Source organism: Thauera sp. ZXT1-4 (assembly GCF_052598215.2).
The window spans coordinates 17,238-41,049 of the sequence record NZ_JBQWSN020000013.1; the positions used below are offsets into that span (position 1 = coordinate 17,238).

18 protein-coding genes are annotated in these 23,812 nt (G+C 70.9%); 11 read left to right on the forward strand and 7 right to left on the reverse strand.

Annotated elements, in window-relative coordinates; translation table 11 throughout:
- Nucleotides 1–30: 30 nt before the first annotated feature.
- Nucleotides 31–1,377: an MFS transporter gene (locus ACUH78_RS11535; protein ID WP_445333523.1), complete on the reverse strand. Its 1,347-nt coding sequence runs from the start codon at nucleotides 1,375–1,377 to the stop codon at nucleotides 31–33.
- A 207-nt stretch (nucleotides 1,378–1,584) separates the two neighbouring features.
- Here ACUH78_RS11535 and ACUH78_RS11540 point away from each other — a divergent pair, with 207 nt between their 5' ends.
- The 6 genes from ACUH78_RS11540 (at nucleotide 1,585) to ACUH78_RS11565 (ending at nucleotide 10,016) form a co-directional block, all read left to right on the forward strand.
- Nucleotides 1,585–3,492 carry an SLC13 family permease gene (locus tag ACUH78_RS11540; protein WP_445333524.1) on the forward strand — a complete coding sequence of 636 codons (1,908 nt, stop codon included), beginning with the start codon at nucleotides 1,585–1,587 and terminating at the stop codon, nucleotides 3,490–3,492.
- 45 nt (nucleotides 3,493–3,537) lie between these two features.
- Nucleotides 3,538–4,995 (forward strand): hypothetical protein, encoded by a 1,458-nt coding sequence (locus ACUH78_RS11545; RefSeq protein ID WP_445333525.1) that lies wholly within the window; start codon nucleotides 3,538–3,540, stop codon nucleotides 4,993–4,995.
- A gap of 4 nt (nucleotides 4,996–4,999) precedes the next feature.
- Nucleotides 5,000–5,806, forward strand: coding sequence for a mechanosensitive ion channel family protein (locus ACUH78_RS11550; protein WP_445333526.1), 807 nt, complete (start codon nucleotides 5,000–5,002; stop codon nucleotides 5,804–5,806).
- Between the two features lie 83 nt (nucleotides 5,807–5,889).
- Complete coding sequence (gene cls, locus ACUH78_RS11555; protein WP_445333527.1) at nucleotides 5,890–7,323, forward strand: cardiolipin synthase; 1,434 nt, start codon at nucleotides 5,890–5,892, stop codon at nucleotides 7,321–7,323.
- A gap of 52 nt (nucleotides 7,324–7,375) precedes the next feature.
- A complete protein-coding gene (gene mgtE, locus ACUH78_RS11560) occupies nucleotides 7,376–9,058 on the forward strand; it encodes a magnesium transporter (RefSeq protein ID WP_445333528.1) in 1,683 nt (560 codons plus the stop codon).
- Nucleotides 9,059–9,125: 67 nt separating this feature from the next.
- Nucleotides 9,126–10,016, forward strand: coding sequence for an ADP-polyphosphate phosphotransferase (locus tag ACUH78_RS11565; protein ID WP_445333529.1), 891 nt, complete (start codon nucleotides 9,126–9,128; stop codon nucleotides 10,014–10,016).
- Nucleotides 10,017–10,028: 12 nt separating this feature from the next.
- On the opposite strand, the gene ACUH78_RS11570 is transcribed toward ACUH78_RS11565, so the two are convergent.
- The 6 genes from ACUH78_RS11570 to ACUH78_RS11595 all read right to left on the reverse strand — a co-directional run bounded on the left by ACUH78_RS11570 (nucleotide 10,029) and on the right by ACUH78_RS11595 (nucleotide 15,825).
- A complete protein-coding gene (locus ACUH78_RS11570) occupies nucleotides 10,029–10,778 on the reverse strand; it encodes an MBL fold metallo-hydrolase (RefSeq protein WP_445333530.1) in 750 nt (249 codons plus the stop codon).
- Nucleotides 10,779–10,956: 178 nt separating this feature from the next.
- Nucleotides 10,957–11,970, reverse strand: coding sequence for a 4Fe-4S binding protein (locus ACUH78_RS11575; RefSeq protein ID WP_445333531.1), 1,014 nt, complete (start codon nucleotides 11,968–11,970; stop codon nucleotides 10,957–10,959).
- Nucleotides 11,971–12,232: 262 nt separating this feature from the next.
- Complete coding sequence (locus ACUH78_RS11580; RefSeq protein WP_445333532.1) at nucleotides 12,233–12,889, reverse strand: ABC-type transport auxiliary lipoprotein family protein; 657 nt, start codon at nucleotides 12,887–12,889, stop codon at nucleotides 12,233–12,235.
- A complete protein-coding gene (locus ACUH78_RS11585) occupies nucleotides 12,886–13,827 on the reverse strand; it encodes an MlaD family protein (protein WP_445333533.1) in 942 nt (313 codons plus the stop codon). Before ACUH78_RS11585 ends, ACUH78_RS11580 begins: the two co-directional genes overlap by 4 nt.
- 1 nt (nucleotide 13,828) lies before the next feature.
- The gene (locus ACUH78_RS11590; RefSeq protein ID WP_445333558.1) at nucleotides 13,829–14,665 is read right to left on the reverse strand and encodes an ABC transporter ATP-binding protein; all 837 of its coding nucleotides are present in this window, start codon (nucleotides 14,663–14,665) and stop codon (nucleotides 13,829–13,831) included.
- Between the two features lie 11 nt (nucleotides 14,666–14,676).
- Nucleotides 14,677–15,825, reverse strand: coding sequence for an MlaE family ABC transporter permease (locus ACUH78_RS11595; RefSeq protein ID WP_445333534.1), 1,149 nt, complete (start codon nucleotides 15,823–15,825; stop codon nucleotides 14,677–14,679).
- Nucleotides 15,826–16,122: 297 nt separating this feature from the next.
- On the opposite strand from ACUH78_RS11595, the gene ACUH78_RS11600 reads away from it, so the two are divergent.
- The 5 genes from ACUH78_RS11600 to ACUH78_RS11620 are packed head-to-tail and all read left to right on the forward strand — an operon-like array spanning nucleotide 16,123 to nucleotide 23,658.
- Complete coding sequence (locus ACUH78_RS11600) at nucleotides 16,123–17,190, forward strand: HlyD family secretion protein (RefSeq protein ID WP_445333535.1); 1,068 nt, start codon at nucleotides 16,123–16,125, stop codon at nucleotides 17,188–17,190.
- Between the two features lie 44 nt (nucleotides 17,191–17,234).
- Complete coding sequence (gene rbbA, locus ACUH78_RS11605) at nucleotides 17,235–20,084, forward strand: ribosome-associated ATPase/putative transporter RbbA (RefSeq protein WP_445333536.1); 2,850 nt, start codon at nucleotides 17,235–17,237, stop codon at nucleotides 20,082–20,084.
- Between the two features lie 32 nt (nucleotides 20,085–20,116).
- Nucleotides 20,117–21,244: an ABC transporter permease gene (locus ACUH78_RS11610; RefSeq protein ID WP_445333559.1), complete on the forward strand. Its 1,128-nt coding sequence runs from the start codon at nucleotides 20,117–20,119 to the stop codon at nucleotides 21,242–21,244.
- A gap of 30 nt (nucleotides 21,245–21,274) precedes the next feature.
- Nucleotides 21,275–23,164, forward strand: coding sequence for a PHA/PHB synthase family protein (locus ACUH78_RS11615; RefSeq protein WP_445333537.1), 1,890 nt, complete (start codon nucleotides 21,275–21,277; stop codon nucleotides 23,162–23,164).
- A 56-nt stretch (nucleotides 23,165–23,220) separates the two neighbouring features.
- On the forward strand, nucleotides 23,221–23,658 hold the full coding sequence (locus ACUH78_RS11620; protein WP_445333538.1) for a hypothetical protein: 438 nt from the start codon (nucleotides 23,221–23,223) through the stop codon (nucleotides 23,656–23,658).
- The last annotated feature ends 154 nt before the right edge of the window (nucleotides 23,659–23,812 follow it).

Sequence of the window (23,812 nt, forward strand, 5' to 3'; positions counted from 1 at the left end):
ACCCGCCCGGCGGGCGCACGCCCCGGTGGTTCAGCCCGAAACGTTCTTCCAGCCCAGGCTGAGCCAGGCGCCGAGCAGGCCGGCGCCACCGAGCAGCACCAGCGTAGCCTCCACCGACACGGTGGCGGCCACGCCGCCGATGACCCCCGAGACGAGCAGCAGCGCCCCGATCACCGAGTTGCTCACGGCGACGTAGTCAGTGCGCCGGTTGCCCTCGGCCATGTCCACCATGTAGGTCTTGCGCCCCAGGCGCACGCCGGCATGCGCGAGCCCCAGACCGAAGAAGGCGAGCGGATAGAACCAGCTCGCGGCCCACGCCGGCATCGGCAGCCATGACCACAGCGCCACGGCCACGGTCAGCGCACCGGCCAGCGCGCACGCGGCGGCGAACACCCTTCGGCTGGAACGGTCGGCCCAGCGCCCCCACAGCGGCGAGCTCAGCAGCCCGGCGAGCCCCTCCACGGCGATGAAGACGCCGAGCAGGCTGAGGGCGTCGCCCAGCTCCTCGCGCGCCAGCGCCACGTAAAAGGGCGCAGCAAGCCCCGAGCCCATGGCCAGCGCGCGCGCGATCACGAACGCGCGAAAGGGCCGGTCGTCGCGCAGCAAGGTGAGCCTGGCGAACGCCTCCACCACCCCGTTCGCGCCCCCTTCCGTGGCGCCGGGCGACTCGACGATGCGGCCGAACACCGCCGCCGCGGCGAACCACAGCACGGCGCCGCCGACCAGCAGCCCGGCGAACAGCGCGGTCGAGCCTTCGCCCTGCAGCGCGCCCAGCGCCAGGCCGACGCCCAGCGCCGCCAGGCCCGACACCGCGCTGATCCAGCCCGACAGGCGCCCGCGCCGCGTCTTGGGAATGGTCTTGCCCTGCACGTCCTTGTAGGCCACCGAGCACGCGCCGCGCGCGAGGCTGAACAGCACCAGCAGCGCGATCACCAGCCAGCCGGCCGCGGCCCCTTCCAGCGCCAGCGCCGCCCAACCCATGCCGAGCAGGCACAGGCCCTGCAGCGCGCCACCCCACACCCACACCCACTTGCGCACCGGCTGGCGGCGCACCCCCGCGCCGATCAGCATCTGCGGCAACATCGAGCCCGACTCACGGATCGGCACCAGCAGACTCAGCATCCAGCCCGGCGCACCGAGCTGCAGCAGCAGCCAGGGCAGCGTGGTCTTGGCGCTGGCGATGCGGTCGGCGAGGCTGGAGAGGGTGTTGGCGACCAGGGTACGGAAGAAGTTGCCCGGCGACGCGCGGCAGGCGTCCTCGGAGATCGCCTTGCACACGCGCCCCTCGTCATCCTCGGCGAGGCGTTCGTAGAGGCTCTCCATCCAGTCGGGATGCCTGGGCGCGGACGACTCGGCGTGCGGGGACGGGTCCGGCATCGGGGCTCCTGGTCGGCTTCGGGGGATGCTGCGGGGATTGCACCCGCAGCTTAGCGCGGCGCACAATGCCTGCAAACCTGCCCCCCCGGAAGCTCGCCCCGAGCTCGCCCTCCGTTCGCCCCCCGGCTTCGAATTCGGCACGACCCGGCCCGGGCCGCCCGCCGCGAACCCAGCTGGGGCCTCCCACCCCCGCTTCGCGCCGGCCCGATGACCCAGGAACAGCTCCTCATCCTCGCCATCCTCACCGCCACCGTCGGCATGTTCCTGTGGGGGCGCTGGCGCCACGACATGGTCGCGGCGGGTGCCCTGCTCGCCTGCGTGCTCGCCGGGCTGGTCGCACCCGCCGAGGCCTTCTCCGGCTTCGGCCACCCGGCGGTGGTCACCGTGGCCTGCGTGCTGGTGCTCAGCCGCGGGCTGCAGAGTTCGGGCGCGGTCGATGTGCTCGCCGCCCGCCTGCTGCCCGCCAAGGCGGGCATGGTCGCGAGCCTGGCCGCGCTCGTCGGCCTCGGGGCGCTGCTGTCGGGCTTCATGAACAACGTGGGGGCGATGGCCCTGCTGATGCCGGTGGCGATGCAGCTCGCCGGGCGCCTGTCGCTGCCGCCCGGGCGGGTGCTGATGCCGCTGGCCTTCGGCACCATCCTCGGCGGCATGACCACGATGATCGGCACCCCACCCAACCTGATCGTGTCCGGCTTCCGCGCCCAGCAGGGCACGGGCAGCTTCGCCATGTTCGACTTCACCCCGATCGGCCTGGCCGTCGCCCTCGGCGGCATCCTGTTCATCGTGCTGCTCGGCTGGCGCCTCGTCCCCGCGCGCGAGAAGGCGAGCACCGAAGGCTTCGAGACCGGCGCCTACGTCACCGAGGTGCGCGTGCTGCCCGACAGCAAGGCGGCGGGCCTGCTCCTGCGCGAGATCGAGCGCACGCTGGACGGGGCCGACGCGCAGGTCATCGGCCTGGTGCGCAACGAGGTGCGCATGAACGCCCCCCAGTCCGGGCGCAGGGTGCTTGCAGGCGACATCCTCGTCATCGAGGCCGAGGTCGACGCCCTGCCTGAGGTCCTGTCCACGCTGGGGCTGAAGCTGGAGGAGGCGGGCTCGTCGAGCGCGGAGGACGAGACCGGGCAGGAGGACAAGGACGAGAAGAACCACGGCCGGGACAAAGCCGGCGAGAAAGCCGGACACAAGGCGGAACACAAGGCCGGCAGCGCGGGCGAGGACGCCGAAGCCGAAGCGGAAAAATCACCCCAGGACGACGAGATCACCCTGATGGAGCTCGTCGTCCGCCCCGAGGCCGGCCTCATCGGCCGCTCGGCCAAGGACCTGCTGCTGCGCACCCGCTACGGCCTCAACCTGCTTGCCGTGTCGCGCGAGGGCGCGCGCTCCAAGGCCCGGCTGAGGACCCTGAAGATCCAGGCTGGCGACCTGCTGCTGATGCAGGGCCCGCTCGAAGCCTTGAGCGAGTTCGCCGCCGACTCGGGCTGCGTGCCGCTGGCGCGGCGCGAGTTGCGCATCCCCGACCGCGGCAAGGCCTGGGTCGCCGGGCTCGTCATGGCCTTCGCGGTCGGCGGCGCCGCCCTCGGCCTGTTGCCGGCGGCGATCTCCTTCGCGCTCGGCGTGCTTGCCTCGATGGCCCTGCGCACCGTGCCGCTGCGCGCGGTGTACGAGAGCATCGACTGGCCGGTGATCGTGCTCCTGGGTGCGCTGATCCCGGTCGCGGGGGCGATGGAGTCGACCGGCAGCGCCAACCTCATCGCGCGCGCCTTGCTCGAGGGCGTGGCGCGCGGCGACGCGATCGTCGGCCTCAGCCTGGTGCTGGTGGTCACCATGTTCCTGTCCGACCTGATGAACAACGCCGCCACCGCGGCGGTGATGTGCCCGATCGCGATCGGCACCGCCACGGCCCTGGGCGTGAGCGCCGACCCCTTCCTGATGGCGGTCGCGATCGGCGCCTCCTGCGCCTTCCTCACCCCGATCGGCCACCAGAACAACACGCTGATCCTCGGGCCCGGCGGCTTCCGCTTCGGCGACTACTGGCGCCTCGGCCTGCCCCTCGAGCTGCTGGTCGTGGCAATCTCGGTGCCCATGCTCCTGCTGGTGTGGCCGCTGCGCGGCTGAGCACCCCGCCCCTGCGTCTCTCACCTGCCCTCACCTGCCTTTCCCATGCCCCCACCCCGCAACGCCTCCGCCCCGCCCTCCACCAGCCCATGGCAGGTCGTCCCCCTCGACGCCTACGCCCTGCCCGGCGACTCGCAGCCCGCCGCCCTGCGCCGGCGCTGGCGCGCGCTGGCCCGCCTGCTGCGCGGCGACGGCAGCGACAGTGGCGACAGCGTGCAGGCCCGGGCGGAAGCCGAGCTGCGCAGCCTGCCCCGGGTGCGACTGGAGAACCTCGCCCCGCCGCTCGACTGGTCGGGCGCAGCCGAGGCCTTGTCGCGCCAGCTCGCCGAGGACGCGATCCCGATCGCCCAAGCGCCGGCAGATGGGCGCCCGCAGGTGCGCGTGCTGGTGTGCCCGCCCCCGTGCGACCATGGGCAGATCCTCACGCACTGGGCCACGGCCCACGGCGCGCGCGTGCTGGAGCCGCCTGCCGCGGATGCGCTGCTCGGCGGCGCACCGCGCTGGCTCGAGCACCTCGCCCACCCACTCGCCCACCCACTCGCCCACCCACTCGCCGGCCCCATCGCCGCCCCCTTCGCCCACGCCGCGGCGCCCGACACCGGCCCGCGTCCCTGGGTGCTGCCGCGGCTCGAGCGCTGCTTCCTGCGCCACGCGGACGGGCTCGCGCTGCTGCGCGACTTCCTCGATGCCGCCTTCTCCGGCCGGCTGGGCAGCGGCCTCATCGGCTGCGACAGCTGGGCCTTCGCCTTCGTGCAGCGCATCTGGCCCCTGCCCGCGGGCAGCGCCCTCACCCTGCAGGCCTTTGATGGCGAGGCGCTGGCCGAGCACTTCGTGCGCCCCCGCGGCGGCGAGGGCGGGATTGAGTTTCGCAGTGCGCGCAGCGGCAAGCCGCTGCTGCCCGCGGCCACACAGTCCGGGGAAGCCGCCGCAGGCCACGGCGCCCCCTCCGCACGGGGCGCAGCCGAAGAGGTGGCGGAAGACGACACATGCCAGGTCGCCCCCGAGCTGCGCCAGCTTGCCGCCCACGCGCGCGGCAACCCGGGCCTGGCCTGGCACTACTGGCGGCGGCGGCTGTGCGCCGCGCCCGAAGCGCAGCACGCTGAAGCCGCGGCGGCCGGCGCGCGCGACGCGCAGGCGCGCGCCGGCCGCGAGCGCATCCTCGGCGAGGAAGTCGTCTGGCTCGCCGACGAGCCCGAGCCCCCGGCCCTGCCTGCCGGCAGCGGCGAGGACGATGCCTTCATCTTTCACGCCCTGCTGGTGCACGGCGGCCTGCACGCGCACTGGCTGCCGCAGCTGCTCCCCATCCCCGCGCCGCGCCTGCGCGCGCGCCTGTTGCGCCTGGAGGCCCTCGGCCTCGTGGCGCGCGAGGACGCACCTGCGGGGAACCACGCCTCAGGCGAGGCAGCGCAGCCGCCCGAGGGCCGCTGGCGCGTAGCCCCGCTCGCCTATCTCACCGTGCGTGAATTCCTGCGCGGCCGAAGCTACCTCACCGACGCCTTCTGACACCATGGACGACAACCCCGACCTCGCCCGCCTGTTCAACGCGCTCGACCGCGACGCCTGGATCGAGCTCGCGCTCATCCTCGGCGGCACCTTCGTGCTGATCCGCGCCGAGCAGTGGGCGCTGCCCTGGCTCGCCAACCGCCTGCACGGGCGCGCGCGCCACTACCTGCTCGCCTCGGTGCCACTGCTGCGTCTGGTGTTGATCGTGGTCGCGCTCGGCCTGGCGCTGCCCATCATCGTCGAGCCCTCGCTGCGCAACATGGTGGCGCTGCTGGGCGCGGCCGGCCTGGCGATCGGCTTCGCGCTCAAGGACTACGCCAGTAGCCTCATCGCCGGCGTGGTCGCCGCCTTCGAGCAGCCCTACCGCCCGGGCGACTGGATCGAGCTCGACGGCCACTACGGCGAGGTGGTGCGCGTGGGCATGCGCACGGTGGCCCTGGTCACCGCCGACGACGACTTCATCACCGTGCCCCACCTCAAGCTGTGGACCAGCGCGGTGCGCAACGCCAACAACGGCAGCCCGGTGCTGCAGTGCGCGGCGGCGTTCCACGTCACCCCCGACCACGACGCGCGCCTGGCGCGCGCGGTGCTCGAGGACGTCGCCCTGACCAGCCCCTACCTCTACTTCGACGCCCCGATCGCGGTGGTCACGCAGGAGGAGGACTGGGGCACCCTGTACCGCATCCGCGCCTACCCGGTCGACCCGCGCCAGCAGTTCCGCTTCGTCTCCGACCTCACCGTACGCGGCCGCGAGGCGCTCGCGCGCATCGGCGCACGGCCGCGGCTGGTGCCCCCGCCCGCGCGCACCTGAAGCCGCAGGCGTCGCCGCACGGATGTTTGCATTCGCGCGCAACCCCCTTGTACATTGGTGCAGCCTCCATCGCCGAGCCAAGCATGCCGATCACCCGCAAGCGCGCCGTGTTCGCGGCGGTCTTCGTTGCCCACACGCTGGGCATTCTGTCTTCGATCGACGCACTGATGTCCACCCGCACCGCGCCGGGCGCGGTGGCCTGGATCGTCTCGCTGAGCACCTTCCCCTACGTCACGGTGCCGGTCTACTGGGTATTCGGCCGTAACCGCTTCAACGGCTACGTCATCGGCCGCCGCGAGGACGACAGCCGGCTCTACCGCGAGCTCGCAAGCAAGATGGCCCTGGTCGAGGAGCACGCCACCGACCTGCCGTCAGACCAGCCAAAGCTCGACGTCCTGCAGCACCTGGCCAAGCTCCCCCTGCTCGGCGGCAACCGGGCCGAGCTGCTGATCGACGGCGAGGCCGCGTTCGACAGCATGCTTGCGGGCATCGACAACGCCCGGCACTACCTGCTGGTGCAGTTCTACATCGTGCGTGACGACACGCTCGGGCGCGAACTCAAGCGCAGGCTCGAGGCCCGCGCACGGGCGGGCGTCCGAGTGCACTTCCTCTACGACGAGATCGGCAGCTACCGCCTGCCGAGGCGCTACATCGCGGAGCTGCGCGCCGCCGGTGTCGAGGTTCGCCCCTTCCACTCCACCCAGGGTTCCGGCAACCGCTTCCAGCTCAACTTCCGCAACCACCGCAAGATCATCGTCGCCGACGGCCAGCACGGCTGGGTGGGCGGCTTCAACGTCGGCGATGAATACCTTGGCCGCGACCCCCGCATCGGCCAATGGCGCGACACGCACATGAAAGTGTCCGGGCCAGCGGTGTTCAGCCTGCAGCTGTCCTTCCTCGAGGACTGGCACTGGGCCAGCGGCGAGTTGCTCGACTTCGAATGGCAGCCTGCGCCCGCCGCCGCCAACGGCGTGCCCGTACTGATGCTCCCCAGCGGCCCCGCCGACCGCTTCGAGACCGCCAGCCTGATGGTGCAGCACGCGCTCGCCTCCGCGCGCACGCGGGCCTGGATCGCCAGCCCCTACTTCGTCCCCGATGAGTCGGTGCTCAACGCGCTCAAGCTCGCCGCCCTGCGCGGCGTGGATGTGCGCGTGCTGATCCCCGAGCGCCCCGACAACCTGCTCACCTGGCTGGCCGCCTATGCCTTCATCGGCCCGCTGCTCGAGGCCGGGGTGCACGTGCACCGCTACCAGGCGGGCTTCCTGCACGGCAAGACCCTGCTGATCGACGACAGCGGCGCGGCCGTAGGCACGGTCAATCTCGACAACCGCTCCTTCCGTCTCAACTTCGAGATCACCGCCTGGGTGCTTGACGAGGCCTTCGGCGGCGACATGGCGAGGATGTTCGAGGCCGATTTCGCACGCTCGCGCGAGATGAGCCTGGACGAGCTGCGCGCGCTGCCGTGGTGGTTCCGCGCCGCCTCGCGCACCGCCCACCTCACCGCGCCGGTGCTGTGAGCGCGCCCCGGCCGCGTCGCGCCGCCGCTTGCGGACGCGTATCCTTGGGGGCATGAACGACGAAACCCGCCATGACGACCACATCCCCGGCGCGGGAAAGGAAGCGCGCGCGCATACGCTCGGTGAGCAGGTGATCGAGGCGCTCGTCGACGGCCGCAACAAGCGTGTGCGCAAGCTGCTGCAGCGAATGCATCCGGCCAAGATCGCGGCCCTGCTCGAGAGCCTTGCGGCCGAGCGCCGGCGGGCGCTGTGGCAGCAGATCGGCGGCGCACTGGAAGGCCGCGTGCTCGCGCACCTGGGTGCGGAGCTGCGCGCCTCGCTCACACACGAGGCCCGTGAGGACCAGACCGAAGACCCTGCGGACACCTCCGCAGCGACCGCCGACACAGCCCCCGCCGCGGCCGGCAGCGAGCTCGAGGCGGTGCTGGACGCGTTGGCGCGCGGCAAGCTCAAGCGCGTCGGCAAGCTGCTGCACCGCATGCACCCGGCCAAGGTCGCCGGCCTGCTCGAGGCCTTGCCGCCTGCCGAGCGCAGCCAGGCCTGGAGCATGGTCGAGACCGAGCGCGCCGGGCGCGTGCTCAGCTTCCTGCACGACGAGATCAGCGCCGCGCTGGCGCAGGAGCTCGACCTCGAAGACCTGATCGCTGCCGTGCAGCATCTCGAGCTCGACGACCTGGTCGACCTCATCCAGACCCTGCCTGCCGGGCTCGGCAGCCGGCTGGTGCTCGCCACCACCGGCGCGCGCCGTGAGCAGCTCGAGTCGATGCTGTCCTACCCGGAAGAGTCCGCCGGCGGCCTGATGAACGCCGACGCCATCGAAGTCCGCGCCGAGGTCAAGGCCGGCACCGTGCTGCGCTACCTGCGCCTGCTCGAGACCCTGCCGCCGCAGACCGACATGCTGATGGTGGTCGACCGCAAGGGCCACTACCAGGGCGCGCTGCGCCTGTCCGCGCTGGTCACCGCCAGCCTCGAGACCCGGGTCGCCGAGCTGATGCACACCGACATCGCCGGCATCGCGGTCGACACCGACAGCCGCGAGGTCGCGCGCCAGTTCCAGGATCTCGACCTGATGTCGGCGCCGGTGGTCGATGGCGAAGGCCGGCTGATCGGCCGCATCACGGTCGACGACGTCATCGACCTGATCCGCGAGGACTCTGACCGCACGGTGATGCAGATGGCCGGCCTCGACGACGAGGCCGACATGTTCGCCCCGGTGCTGGTGAGCTCGCGCCGGCGCGCCGTGTGGCTCGGCATCAACCTGCTCACCGCCTTCCTCGCGGCCTGGGTGATCGGCCAGTTCCAGGGCACGCTCGAGCAACTGGTGGCGCTCGCCGTGCTGATGCCGATCGTCGCCAGCATGGGCGGCATCGCCGGCAGCCAGACGCTGACCCTCGTCATCCGCGGCCTCGCGCTCAAGCAGGTGCAGAAGGGCAACGTGCGCGTGCTGCTCAATCGCGAGATCGGGGTCTCGATCCTCAACGGCATGCTGTGGGCCGCCGTCGTCGCGGCGCTGGCCGTGGTGTGGTTCGGTGACTGGGGCATCGGCGGCGTGATCGCGGCGGCGATCCTGCTCAACCTGCTGTGCGCCGCGGTCGCCGGCCTGGCCATCCCGCTCCTCCTCGACCACCGCCTGGGCATCGACCCCGCGCTCGCCGGCAGCGTGATCCTGACCACCGTCACCGACGTGGTCGGCTTCTTCGCCTTCCTCGGGCTGGCGACGGTGCTGCTGCTATGAACCGCCGCCCCGCAGGCCCCGGCCTGTTTCGCCCTTCACCCAACGCCGCATTCAACCGGAGCATCCCATGAGCAAGCACCACAAGATCGACATCGCCGACTTTCGCGTCAAGGGTGGCCACAAGATCGACCTCGCCGACTGGCCCACGCAGGTCAAGCCTTTCTACGATTCCAAGGACGCCTACAAGGACATGCTCGAGGCCGGCACCGAGCGCCTGTCCGAACTGCAGGAGATGCTCTACGCCCACGACCGCTACTCGCTGCTGGTGATCTTCCAGGCCATGGACGCCGCCGGCAAGGACGGCGCCATCCGCCACGTCATGTCGGGGGTCAATCCGCAGGGCTGCCAGGTGTTCAGCTTCAAGCACCCGAGCGCCACCGAGCTCGACCACGACTTCCTGTGGCGCACCCACGTCGCCCTGCCCGAGCGCGGGCGCATCGGCATCTTCAACCGCTCGTACTACGAGGAGGTGCTGATCGTGCGCGTGCTGCCCGAGATCCTGCGCGGCGAAAAGCTGCCCGACGACACGCTCGCGGCGAAGGACTTCTGGGGCGACCGCTACCGCTCGATCGCCGACTCCGAGGCCCACCTGCACCGCAACGGCACGCGCATCGTCAAGATCTTCCTCCACCTGTCGAAGGACGAGCAGCGCGACCGCCTGATCGCGCGCATCGACGAGGAAGACAAGAACTGGAAGTTCGACGAGGGCGACATCGAGCAGCGCCAGCACTGGGACAAGTACATGGCCGCCTACGCCGACTGCCTCGCCGCCACCAGCACGGCCGACTGCCCGTGGTACGTGGTGCCGGCCGACGACAAGAAGAACGCCCGCCTGATCGTGTCGCAGATCCTGGTCGACACCCTGGCCGGGCTGGACATGCGCTACCCCGAGACCACGCCGCAACGGCGCGAGAAGCTGCGCGAGATCCGCCGCCAGCTCGAAGCCGGCGAGGTCTGACCAGTCTCGGCCTCAGCCCTGCGGGCTGTGGCCGATCTGCTCGCAGTACTGCTGCAGGTCCTCGGGCACGCCGCCCGGGCATTCGCCGCAGGCACGGTTGCCGGGCACCGCGTAGTCGATGAATTTCGGATACGCGAGCCCGAGTTCGGCCATCAGTTTCTCGAAGGTCGCCAGGCTCTGCTCGCCGCCCAGGCGCGGGTTGCGCGCCTTTTCCTGGGCGATCGAGGACACGCGGCGTTCCTTGTAGTCGTGCCCGGGATACACCAGCGTGTCGTCAGGCAGCGCGAACAGCTTGCCGCGCACGCTGTGGTAAAGCGCGCGCGCATCGCCATTCTGGAAGTCGGTGCGGCCGCAGCCCTCGATCAGCAGCGCATCGCCGGTGAGCACGCGCTCGCCGACGCGATAGGCATGGTGGCCGTCGGTGTGGCCCGGGGTGAAGATCGGCTCGATGCGCACGCTGCCCACCTGCAGCGACACGCCCTCCTCCACGCCGAGGTCGGCGCAGGGCAGGCCGTCGATGGCCGGGTGCGCGATGCGGCTGCCCGCCTCCTCGCGCAGCTTGCGCGCGGCGGTGATGTGGTCGGCGTGGATGTGGGTGTCGAGGGTGTAGGCGAGCTTGAGCCCGAGCCGGCGCAGCTCTTCCAGGTCGCGCTGCCAGGCCGGCAGCACCGGGTCGATCAGCACCGCCTCGCCGGTGTCCTCGCAGCCGAGCAGGTAGGTGTAGGTGCTGGAGATGGGTTCGAACAGCTGGCGGAAGATCATTGCGGGCTCCTTGTCTCGGCAAGCGGGGCGTCGGGCGTACGGTACAACAGCGGGCGTCGAGCGCGAAACGGCCTCGTTTCGCCGCCAGGCCGTCCGCGCCACCCGCCAGGCCAGCCCCCCGTTCCTTCGCTCCGGGCGCAGCAGGACCGCGCTCCAAGGCCAGCATCCCGCAGCCGGCTCAGTCGCGCACCACCGCGCTGAAACCCGCCTCGTTCTGCCGCGCAGCCTCGCCGCTCACCCAGGTCAGCAGCGGCCCCTGCGGGTTGTCCCGCTGCGTCTCGGCGCAGGCCTCGAGGCACAGCGCGCACTGCGTGCAGGTGAACATGTGGCGCTTGATGCTGCGCGGCTTGAGCCGCATCGGGCACACCGCGTTGCAGGCCGACTCGCGCTCGGGCAGGCAGGTGCTGCAGGCGCTCGCCCGCGCGCGGTCGAAGCCGACCACCATCGCGTCGCGGTTCTTCATCCAGATCAGGCTCTGGAACACGCCCACCGAACACATGGAGCGGCAGAACAGATGGCGCGCGAAGAGGAAATCCAGGCTCAGCACCGTGGTGATGATGACGAGAAAGATCGTCTGGATGCGCGTGAACTCGAGCGCAAGCAGGTTGCCGTAGATCTGGGCGGGCGGCAGCACGTAGGTGAGCAGCACCACCGCCCACGAGAACGCGAGCAGCACGCCCGCCGGCACCACCAGCAGCCACCAGCGCGGATCGCGGCGCAGGCGCGAGCCGTCCGGCCGCACCGCGGGCAGCGGCGATTTCTCCCACAACGTGGGCTTGCCGCTCGCGCGGATGAACAGCTCGTTGAGGAACTCGACGATGGAAAAATGCGGACACAGCCAGCCGCAGAACAGCCGCCCCCATTTCCACGCCACCCACAGCACCACCGCGGCGACGCCGAACACCGGCAGGAACAGCCGCAACAGCAGGTTGCCGCCCGCCTCCAGCGTGGTGGCGCGCTTGGCGAGGAAGTCGTCCAGCCCCAGGCGCCACTCGAAACCCAGCAGCCAGGCGTGGTCCGCCTCGAGGTCGAAGCGGAACAGGTCGAACACCGGCGCGAAGATGAAGAGCAGGTAGAAACCGGCCTGGAACAGGCGGCGGCGCCACTGTAGCCGGCGCGCCGCCGGCAGGGGCGCGACGGCGATCGGGATCACGCGGCGGGCGGTCGATACGGAGGAACGGTCGGGGGTCATCGACGAGGCCAGAGAGATTGCGGCAGGCGCGGTCGCGCTGCCGGATCGTGAGCAGCATTCATTTTTCATGCCAGGCGGGCGGGCGCGCGAGCCCGGCCTCGAAGCCGCGCCAAACCTGGGCATGCTGCGAGCCCCCTGCCCGGCAGACTGCCACACCCGGCCTTGACTGCCAGACAAGGCTGCCGCCATGGCAGCCGCAATGCGCCACCATCCTGCCATGGTCGCTGCCTGCGGGCCCGAGCACGGCAGCGCGGGCGCCCCCTTACCGTGCCGCGCTGCCCGCGCCAAGCGTCCAGGTGACCACCTCCGCCGTCAGGCGGTCGCTCGCGGCGCCGAAGGCCTGCACCACGGCCGGCACCGCGGCATCGGACGCCACCACGCGCTGCTCGAAGCTGTGGCTGGCGACGATGTGGCGGGAGCCGGTGTCGACCAGGCGCGCATCGAGGCGCACCACCACCTCGGGGCGGCCGTCGCGGTACTCGCTCTGGAAGGCACGCAACTCGCTGTCGAGCTCGAAGTCGGCCTGCAGCTGCTTGTCGTCGGTACTCAGCGCGGCAACCCGGCCGTCGCTACGGAAGGCGTCGAGCAGGCGGTTGCGCACCAGCACCGGCGCCGGGTCGCTCCAGCCCGCGCCCTTGTAGACGCTGACGCGGCTGCCCTCGGGCACGACGACGATGCGCTGGCCGGACAGCTGCACGCCGGCCGCCGGGCGCGCGATGCGCAGCGACCACGGCACCGTCTGCGCGGCGGATGCGGCAAGGGGCGCGGCGGAGGGCAGCAGATAGACCTCGAGCGGCTCGGCCTTGGGCAGGATGGTGCAGGCCTGCAGCAGCACCGCGGCGCCGATCGCCAGCCAGCGACCGGCAGCGTGCACGCTTGGCCGGCGACACGGCAGCAGTGCGGGGTGCGGGATTCTCATGGCGTGAACTCCTTGGTCGGCTCGAGGCCGAGCAGATAATCGGCGGGGCGATCCTCGAGCTGGCGGGTGATCGCGCGCAGCGAGGCGAGCGTGGTGCGCAGCTCGGCCACCGCCGGGCCGATCTCGGCCAGGCCGCGCAGGCCGCCGTCGAGCGGCGCGCGGTTGTCGGCGATCAGGGCCTCGACCGAGCCCATCGCGCGCTCGAAGGCGAGCATCGCCTCGCGCGCGCTGTCCAGGGTCTGGGTGCCCTGCTGCTCGACCAGGCGGTTGGCGGTGCCGAGCACGCGCGTGGCCTCGGCGAGCGCGGTGCTGGCCTCCACGCTGGCCTGGGTGACCTGCTTGAGCACCGCGTTGACGTCGTCGCGCTGCGCGGCCAGGGCAGCGGTAGTCTGCTCCAGGTTGTCGAGGGTGCGGCCGATGGCGGCCACGTTCTCGGCCGAGAACAACATGCGCGCCTGCACCAGCAGCTCGTTGACGTTGGTAACTGCGTCCTCGCCGTCGGCGAGCAGGCGACCGAAGGCCGAGGGCACGGCCACGAGGCGGGGCACGACGTCGTCCTCGGCCTGCAGCGGCACGCTGCCCGGATCGTCGCCGCTGGTGAGGCGGATCATCGTCAGCCCGGTGATGCCGGCCGGCACCAGGCGGGCCTCGGTGTCGGTGCGCACCGGCGCAGCGGCATCGACGCGCACGCGCGCGATCACGCGGCGCGCATCGTCCGGGTCCAGACGCAGGCTGACCACGTCGCCGATCTTGATGCCGTTGAATTCCACCGTGCCGCCCTTGGACAGCCCGGACACGGCCTCCTGGAACACGATGTCGTAGATCTCGAACTGGCGGTCGGCGTCGCTCTTGCCCAGCCACAGCGCAAACATCAGCGCGGCGCCGACGACGAGCACGGTGAAGAGGCCGATCAGCACGTGATGGGCGCGGGTTTCCATGTCAGTTGTTCTCCGTTGCTGCAGGCACGGCCTGCGCGCCAGCCACCGCGGTGGCAGCGGCGCGGCCGCGCGGGCCGTGGAAGTATTCGCGGATCCAGGCGTCGTCGGTGGCGGCGACTTCGTCCAGGCCGGCGTTGACCAGCACCTTCTTCTGCGCCAGCACGGCGACGCGGTCGGTGATGGTGTAGATGGTGTCGAGGTCGTGGGTGACGATGAACACGGTGAGCCCGAGCGCATCCCTCAGCGTGAGGATGAGCTGGTCGAAGGCCGCGGCGCCGATCGGGTCCAGCCCGGCGGTGGGCTCGTCGAGGAACAGGATGTCGGGGTCGAGCGCGAGCGCGCGCGCCAGCGCCGCACGCTTGACCATGCCGCCCGACAGCTCCGACGGAAACTTGTCGCCGGCGATCGCCGGCAGCCCGGCGAGCGCGATCTTGAGCGCGGCGAGTTCCGCCGCCTCGCGCTTCGACAGGCCCGCGTGCTCGATCAGCGGCAGCGCCACATTCTCGGAGACGGTCAGCGACGAGAACAGCGCGCCCTTCTGGAACAGCACGCCAAAGCGGCGCTCGACCTGCTTGCGACGCGCGTCGGGCAGGCTCAGCAGGTCTTCGCCGAAGACATGCACCCGCCCTTCGCGCGGCCGGTTGAGGCCGACGATGGTGCGCAGCAGCACCGACTTGCCGGTGCCCGAGCCGCCCACCACGCTGAGGATTTCGCCGCGGCGCACGTCGAGGTCCAGCCCGTCATGCACCACCTGGGCGCCGAACTGGTTGCGCACGCCGCGCACCTCGACGATGTTGTCCGCGCCCTTCACGGCGGCACTCGCCTGCTCCGGTGTCACCAGCCCCGCGCTCACCAGCCCATCTCCATGCAGAACAGCGCCGCGATCGCATCGACCACGATCACCACGAAAATCGACTGCACCACCGCGGACGTGGTGTGCTCGCCCACCGACTGCGCGCTACCCTGCACCCGGAAGCCCTCGAGGCAGCCGATCACCGCGATCAGGAAGGCGAAGATCGGCGCCTTGGCCATGCCGACCCAGAAGTGGATGAGGCCGACGTTGTCCTGGATGCGCGACAGGAACAGCACCGGCGAGATGTCGAGCGTGGTCGCCGACACCAGCATGCCGCCGACCAGGCCCGACACCATCGCCACGAAGGTCAGCATCGGCAGCGCGATCAGTAGTGCATAAACGCGCGGCAGCACCAGCAGCTCGACCGGATCGAGGCCGAGCACGCGGATCGCGTCGATCTCCTCGTTGGCGCGCATCGAGCCGATCTGCGCGGTGAAGGAGCTCGCGGTGCGGCCGGCGACGATGATCGCGGTCAGCAGCACGCCGAATTCGCGCAGGAAGGAGTAGGCCACCAGATCGACCGTGAAGATGCTGGCGCCGAAGTTCTGCAGCACCGTGGCGCCAAGGAAGGCCACCACCGCGCCGATCAGGAAGGTCAGCAGCGCGATGATCGGAACCGCGTCGAGCCCGGTGCGCTCGAGGTTGGCGACCAGCGCGGTCATGCGCCAGCGCCGCGGCTGCACCGCCACGCGCAGCGCGGTCTCGAGGATCAGGCCGATGAAGCCGGTGATACCCGCGAGGTGGCGCCAGAACGCCACCATGGCCTCGCCGGTATCGGCGAGCACGTCGCCGAGCGCGCTGCCCTGGGTGCCGACCGCGGGCACGGGCGGCTCGGCAAGCGCATCGGCCACCGCTTTGAGCAGCGCGCGCCGCTCGCGCGGCAGGGCGGTTTCGTCGGCGAGCAGCGCGGCGATGCGCTCGGGGCCGAGCAGCGCGTGCAGCAGGCGCGCGCCGGCGGTGTCGAGCGCCGCCAGGCCGTCGACATCCACCGTCGCCGCCTCGCCGGCCCCCGCCTGCGCGCTCAGCGCACGCACGCGCTCGGCGAGCGTCCCGTGGTGCGCGAGCGTCCACTCGCCGCGTACGCACAGCCGCGCGCCGCCCTCGGTCGCAACAAACTCGATCTCGCCGGGGCCGGACGCGGGCATGGAACGGTCTGCAGGTTCGGGACTTCGCGGCATGCGCTACAAGGGCCTCGGTTGACAAGGAGGCGATGATACAACAGCCGCTGTCCGCAGGCCCGCCGGGCGGGGCAATCGCCGGACGAAGCAATCGCATCCGGCGCGCCGGCTTGGTGCAACGCCGCAGACGGGCGCATAATTCCCCCATCCGGCATCAAGGGCAGCGTTCTGCGCCCCTGTTGCCAAGCGCTTGACGGCGCCCGACGACGCTGCACCGAGATGCACGCGCGGTAACACGGGCGGCATGATTCCAAGGTGATTTCCATGAACACAGCACAACGCAGCCGGCTCGCCTGGATCGGGGTCGGCGTGGTGGTCATTGCGGCGGCGGGCGCGTGGCAGTTCCTCCGCCCTGCCGCGGACGACGGCAGCTTCGTGCGCGGCAACGGCCGCATCGAGGCCACCGAGGTCGACGTCGCCGCCAAGGCGCCCGGTCGGGTAGACGCGATCCTGGTGAACGAGGGCGACTTCGTGCGCGAGGCCGACGTGGTCGCGCGCATGGACGTCAGGGGCCTGCAGGCCCAGCTCGCCCAGGCGCGCGCCGAGGTCGCCAACGCCGTCAGCGCGCGCGAGACCGCCCGCGCCCTGGTCGCCCAGCGCCAGGCCGACGTCGCGATGGCCGAGGCGGTGCTGGTGCAGCGCCGCGCCGAGCTCGACATCGCGCGCAGCACCGCAGCGCGCTCACGCGCCCTACTCGCCGACCGCGCCACCTCGGCGCAGAAGGTCGAGGACGATGCCGCCCGCGCCCGCAGCGCCGAGGCCAACATCAGCGTCGCCCAGGCCCAGATCGCCGCCGCCCGCGCCGGCGTGCGCGCCGCCGAGGCGCAGGTGCAGCAGGCCGAGGCCGCGATCGGCGCCACCGAGGCGGTGGTCGCGCGCATCGCCACCGAGATCGCCGATGGCGAGCTGCGCGCCCCGCGCAGCGGTCGCGTGCAGTACCGCGTGGTGCAGCCGGGCGAGGTGGTGGGCGGCGGCGGCAAGGTGCTGAGCCTGGTGGACGTCGGCGACGTGTACATGACCTTCTTCCTGCCCGAGATGGCCGCCGGCCGTGTCGCGCTCGGCACCGAGGTGCGCATCGTGCTCGACGCCGCGCAGGCCTTCGTGATCCCGGCCAGGGTCTCCTATGTCGCCAGCGTCGCGCAATTTACGCCGAAGACGGTCGAGACCCAGAGCGAGCGCCAGAAGATGGTGTTCCGCGTCAAGGCGCGCATCGACCCCGATCTGCTGGCGAAGTACCCCGAACAGGTCAAGACCGGCCTGCCCGGCATGGCCCATGTGCGCATGGATGCCGAGCGTGACTGGCCGGCCGAGCTGCAGGTGAGGCTGCCGTGAGCCTGGGCCAGGGCGAGACGCCGCCGCGCTCGGCAGGCACAGCTATGAGGCCCCCGCCGGCCACGTCTGCCGACTGTGCTGCGCCCCCCGCCGCCGCGGGTTCGCCCGCCCCGGCGCCGCCGGTGGTGCGTCTGCGCGAGGTCCGCCACCGCTATGGCGACACCCTCGCCGCCGACGCCGTCAGCCTGGACATTCCCGCCGGGCGCATGGTCGGCTTCATCGGCCCGGACGGCGTGGGCAAATCCACCTGGCTCGGCCTGATCGCCGGCGCGCGCAAGATCCAGCACGGCAGGGTCGAAGTGCTCGGCGGCGACATGGCGGACGCCCGCCACCGCGCCCGCGTGTGCCCGCGCATCGCCTACATGCCGCAGGGCCTGGGCAGGAACCTCTACCCCACGCTGTCGGTGTTCGAGAACATCGACTTCTTCGGCCGCCTGTTCGGCCAGTCCGCGGCCGAGCGCGCACGCCGCATCGCCGACCTGCTCGCCGCCACCGGCATGAGCGCCTTCGCCGACCGCCCCGCCAACAAGCTCTCTGGCGGCATGAAACAGAAGCTCGGCCTGTGCTGCGCGCTGATCCACGACCCCGACCTGCTCATCCTCGACGAGCCCACCACCGGCGTCGATCCGCTGTCGCGCCGGCAGTTCTGGGCGCTGATCGAGCGCATCCGCGCCGACCGCCCGGGCATGAGCGTGCTCATCGCCACCGCCTACATGGAAGAGGCCGAGGGCTACGACTGGCTGGTGGCGGTGGACGCCGGGCGCGTCCTCGCCACCGGCACACCGGACGAACTGCGCGCCGCCGGCGGCGCCGACACGCTGGAAGAAGCCTTCATCGCGCTGCTGCCCGAGGCGCGCAGGCGCGACCACCACCGCCTCGAAATTCCGCCGCACAGCGCGGGCGAGATCGTCATCGAGGCGCGCGGCCTGCAGATGCGCTTCGGCGACTTCGTCGCGGTGGACGACGTCAATCTGCAGGTGCGGCGCGGCGAGATCTTCGGCTTTCTCGGCTCGAACGGCTGCGGCAAGTCGACCACGATGAAGATGCTCACCGGCCTGCTCGAACCGAGCGCCGGCGAGGCCTTGCTGCTCGGCGGCCGGCTCGACGCGAAGAACATCGCCACCCGCCGCCGCGTCGGCTACATGTCGCAGGGCTTCTCGCTCTACGGCGAACTCTCGGTGCGGCAGAACCTCGACCTGCACGCGCGCCTGTTCGAGCTGCCCGCGGCCGAGGGCGCGGCGCGCATCGCCGAGCTCGCTCAGCGCTTCGACCTCGACCCGGTCATGGATGCCCAGCCCGACGCCCTGCCGCTCGGCATCCGCCAGCGCCTGCAGCTTGCGGTGGCGGTGCTGCACCGGCCCGACGTGCTGATCCTCGACGAGCCCACCTCGGGCGTCGACCCGGTGGCGCGCGACCATTTCTGGGCGCTGATCGTCGATCTGTCGCGCAAGGATGGCGTCACCATCTTCATCACCACCCACTTCATGAACGAGGCCCAGCGCTGCGACCGCATCTCGCTGATGCACGCCGGCCGCATCCTCGCCAGCGACAGCCCGGCGGCGCTCGCCGCAGCACGCGGCACCGACGACCTGGAAGAGGCCTTCATCCGCTACCTGGAGGAGGCGAGCGGCGAGGCGGCGGCCGAGCCCCGGCCGCCCAGCGTTGCCTCCGCCAGCGCTGGCGAGGGCGAGGGTGTCAGCGGCAGCGTCAGCGGCGGCGACCGCGCTCGCCAGCGGCCTTTGCCAACGCACGATGCCGACCGCATCGCCCGCTTCAGCCTCGCCCGCCTGCTGAGCTTTTCCGCGCGCGAAGCCACCGAGCTGCGCCGCGACCCGGTGCGGCTCACGCTGGCGCTGCTCGGCAGCCTGGTGCTGATGCTGGTCATGGGCTACGGGATCACCATGGACGTGGAAGACCTGCACTACGCAGTGCTCGACCACGACCGCAGCGTGGCGAGCCAGCGCTACACGCTGCGCATCGCGGGCTCGCGCTACTTCCTCGAGCAGCCACCGCTCGCCAGCCACGCCGACCTCGATGCGCGCATGCGTGCGGGCACGCTGGCGATGGCGGTCGAGATCCCGCCCGGCTTCGGCCGCGACCTCGCCCGTGGCAAGGCGCCGCAGGTAGCGGTGTGGCTGGACGGCTCGATGCCGCTGCGCGCCGAGCTCGCGCGCGCCTACGTCGCCGGCGTGCACGCGCAGACGCTCGCCGACGTGATCGCCGAGTCGGGCGCCGGCCCGGTGCGCGCGCTCGCCAGCGTGGAGCCGCGCTACCGCTACAACCCCGAGCTGCTCAGCCTGGTGTCGATGGTGCCCAAGGTGATCCCGCTGCTGCTGGTGTTCATCCCCGCCATGCTCACCGCGCTCGGCGTGGTACGTGAAAAGGAACTCGGCTCCATCCTCAACGTGTACACCACACCCGTGACCAAGCTCGAGTTTCTGGTCGGCAAGCAGCTGCCCTACATCGCGCTGTCGATGTTCAACTTCGTGCTGATGTTCGGGCTCGCGGTAACGCTGTTCCAGGTGCCGTTCAAGGGCAGCTTCCTCGCGCTGGCCGCTGGCGCGCTGCTCTACGTCACCGCCACCACCGGCCTGGGCCTGCTCGCCTCCACGCTGACCAACAGCCAGGTCGCCGCGCTCGCCGGCACCTCGATCGGCACCCTGCTGCCGGCGATCCAGTTCTCCGGGCTGATGGACCCGGTGAGCTCGCTCGAGGGCGGCGGCTACTGGATCGGCGCGATCTACCCCACCACCCACTTCCTCACCATCGCCAGCGGCACCTTCTCGAAGGCGCTCGGGTTCGCGGAGCTGGGCGGCGCCTTCGTCCCGCTGCTGCTGGCGATCCCGGTGCTCACGCTGCTGTCGGCGGCGCTGCTGAAAAAGCAGGCGACGTGAGAAAAAGCGAGGGCGAGATGAGCACGAAGGCGATGACCCACCTGCGCAACACCTGGCACCTCGGCGTCAAGGAGTTTCGCAGCCTGTCGCGCGACATGGCGCTGATGTTCCTGATCGTGTTCATGTTCAGCGCCTCGATCTACGCCGATGCGCGCGCCAAGCCCGAGAGCCTGAACCGCGCCTCGATCGCGGTGGTGGACGAGGACCGCTCGCAGCTGTCCGGCCGCATCATCGCCGCGCTGCAGCCGCCGCAGTTCATCCCGCCCGTGCACGTCGGGCTGGCCGACATGGACCGCGGCATGGACGCCGGGCTGCACACCTTCGTCCTCGACATCCCGCCCGACTTCCAGCGCGACGTGCTCGCCGGCCGCAGCCCGGCGCTGCAGTTGAACGTCGACGCCACCCGCCAGAGCCAGGCACAGACCGGCACCGGCTACATCCAGAGCATCATCGACGACGAGGTGCGCGCCTTCGTGCAGCGCGTGCGCGCCCCGGTGCCACAGCCGGTCGAGCTGGTGCCGCGCGCGATGTTCAATCCAAACCTGCAGGCGAGCTGGTTCGCCGCGATCAACGCGATCATCAACAACGTCACCATGCTGGGCATCCTGCTCACCGGCGCGGCACTGATCCGCGAGCGCGAGCACGGCACCATCGAGCACCTGCTGGTGATGCCGGTGACCTCGCTCGAGATCATGTTGTCCAAGATCTGGTCGATGGGCGTGGTGGTGCTGGTGGCCTCGTCGTTCTCGCTGCAGGTGATGGTCAAGGGCGTGCTCGGCATCACCGTGACCGGCTCGGCCGTGCTGTTCGGCGCCGGCACCCTGCTCTACCTGTTCGCCGCGGCCTCGATCGGCATCTACATGGGCACGATCGCGCGCAGCATGCCGCAGTTCGGGCTGATGTCCATCCTGGTGCTGCTGCCGCTGCAGATCCTGTCCGGCGGCGTGACCCCGCGCGAGAGCATGCCCGAAGCCATCCAGACCATCATGGCGCTGGCGCCGACCACGCACTATGTGTCACTCGCGCAGTCCATCCTGTTTCGTGGCGCGGGGGTGGACGTGGTGTGGCCATCCTTCGTCATGGTGACGGCGATCGGCGCGGTATTTCTCACCCTCGCCCACCACCGCCTGCGCCACACGATCGGAACGATGCAGAACTGACCCACGAGGTCCGCAACCAGGAGAACGCCGATGACCGACCCCACGCCCAAGGCCACCACCAAAGCCCCCCGCACCCGTCGCAAATCCGCCCCCGCCGCAAAACAGGCGCGCCCGGCGACCCGCCCGGTGCCAGCGCCGGCAGCCACGCCCGCAGCCCGGGCGCGCCGCAGCCTCGCCGAGCCTTTCGCCCCGCCGCCCGAGCGCAACCCGCTCGACCGCCGCGTGCACGCCGCGCTCGCCCGCGCCACCTCCTCGGTGTCGCCGATCGCCCTGATGCTGGCGAGCGCGGACTGGGCGGGCCACCTCGCGCTGTCGCCGGGCAAGCGCATCGAGCTCGCCAACCTGGCCCTCGAACAGATGCGCCGCCTGCTGCGCTACGCACAGGAGGCCGCCGCCACGCCACCGGGCACGCCCACGCACGAGTGCGTGCAACCGCCCGCGCAGGACCGCCGCTTCAAGGCGCCGGAATGGCACCAGTGGCCCTTCAACCTGATGCACCAGTCCTTCCTGCTCACCCAGGAATGGTGGGACGCCGCCACCCGCGGCGTCTCGGGCGTGTCGCGCCATCACGAGGACGTGGTCGCGTTCACCGCACGCCAGTTGCTCGACATGTTCTCGCCGGGCAACTTCCTGCCCACCAACCCGCTGGTGCTGCGCCAGACGCTGGCCAGCGGCGGCGCCAACCTGGTGCGTGGCGCGGTGCACGCCGTCGAGGACCTCGAGCGCAGCCTCTCGGGCGCGCCTCCGGCCGGAGCGGACGAATTCGTCGTCGGCCGCGACGTCGCCGCCACCCCGGGCAAGGTCGTGCTGCGCAACCGCCTGATCGAGCTCATCCAGTACACGCCCACCACCGCAAAGGTGCATCCTCAGCCCGTGCTGATCGTGCCGGCGTGGATCATGAAGTACTACATCCTCGACCTGTCGCCGCACAACTCGCTGATCAAGTATCTGGTCGATCAGGGCCACACGGTGTTCTGCATCTCGTGGAAGAACCCCGGCGTCGACGAGCGCGAGCTCGACATGGACGACTACCTGCAGCTCGGCTTCTTCGCCGCGCTCGACGCGATCAATGCCATTGTCCCGGGGCAGAAGGTGCATGCCACCGGCTACTGCCTGGGCGGCACCCTGCTCGCGATCGCCGCCGCTGCGATGGCGCGCGACGGCGACGAGCGGCTGGGCTCGATGACGCTGTTCACCGCGCAGACCGACTTCACCGAGCCGGGCGAGCTCGCGCTCTTCATCGACGAGAGCGAGGTCAGCCTGCTCGAGGCGCAGATGGAGGAGACCGGTTTCCTCACCGCCGGCCAGATGGCGGGCGCCTTCCAGATCCTGCGCTCCAACGACCTGCTGTGGTCGCGCATCGTCGGCGAATACCTGATGGGCGAGCGTGCCCCGATGAACGACCTCATGGCCTGGAACGCCGACGCCACGCGCATGCCCGCGCGCATGCACAGCCAGTACCTGCGCCGGCTCTTCCTCAACGACGACCTCAGCGAGGGGCGCTACCCGGTGGGCGGCAGGCCGGTGGCGCTGTCCGACATCGACCTGCCGGTTTTCTGCGTCGCCACCCTCACCGACCACGTCGCGCCCTGGCGCTCGGTGTACAAGCTGCACTACCTGGTGCCGGCCGAGATCCGCTTCGTGCTCACCAGCGGTGGTCACAACGCCGGCATCGTCAGCGAGCCCGGTCATCCGCGGCGCAACTATCAGCTTCTCACCCGCCCCGCAGGTGACAACTACACGCCCCCCGAGGACTGGCTGCAACGCGCACCGCGGCACGAGGGCTCGTGGTGGCCGGCCTGGCAGGCCTGGCTCGCGGCGCGCTCGGGGGCGCCCACCGCCCCGCCCGCGCTCGGCGCCCCCGAGCAGGGCTATCCTGAACTTGAAGACGCCCCCGGGCGCTATGTGCACGAGAAATGACCCCTCACCCCATCCCCTCACGCGCTGGCGTTCGTCCCCTCACCGAGGATTGATTCATGCAATTCGACCCCCACACCACCCTCGCCCTGTTCAAGGCCAACCTCGAGCTCAACTTCAGCCTGTGCGACCTGTTGCGGCGCAACGCCCTGCGCTGGAGCGAGGCGCAGAACCGCATGCTCGACGGCTGCGCCAAAGACATCGAATCCGCCGTCACGCGCACGCTCGACGCACCGGACTGGCAGCAATTCGGTGTCAACGCCGGCGACCTCGGCTGGAAAGCCCTGCAGCACCGCAACTGCGCCGCGCTGCACCTCGCCGAGATGGCGGTCGCCAACCATTCGGCGCTGATCGCCGACATCCAGCATGTGTTCTCGCGCTGGCAGCAGGACAGCACGCACGCGCTCAAACAGGCCGGCAGCGCGATGCCGGTGAGCGCGGCGCTCGAATCCCTGCTCGCCAGCGCTTCAAACATGGGCCGGATCGACAGCAAGTAAAAATTCACTTATGGATGAAGCACTATTTTTTGTTGCACTGCACAAAAATCTCGCCTAGTATTGCACCTGTCTCCTCCACCCTCCTCCTTTGGTGTGGATTTGGCCCGGAAATCGAAAGATTTCCGGGCTTTTTTCTTTTCTGCCCCCGAAACCT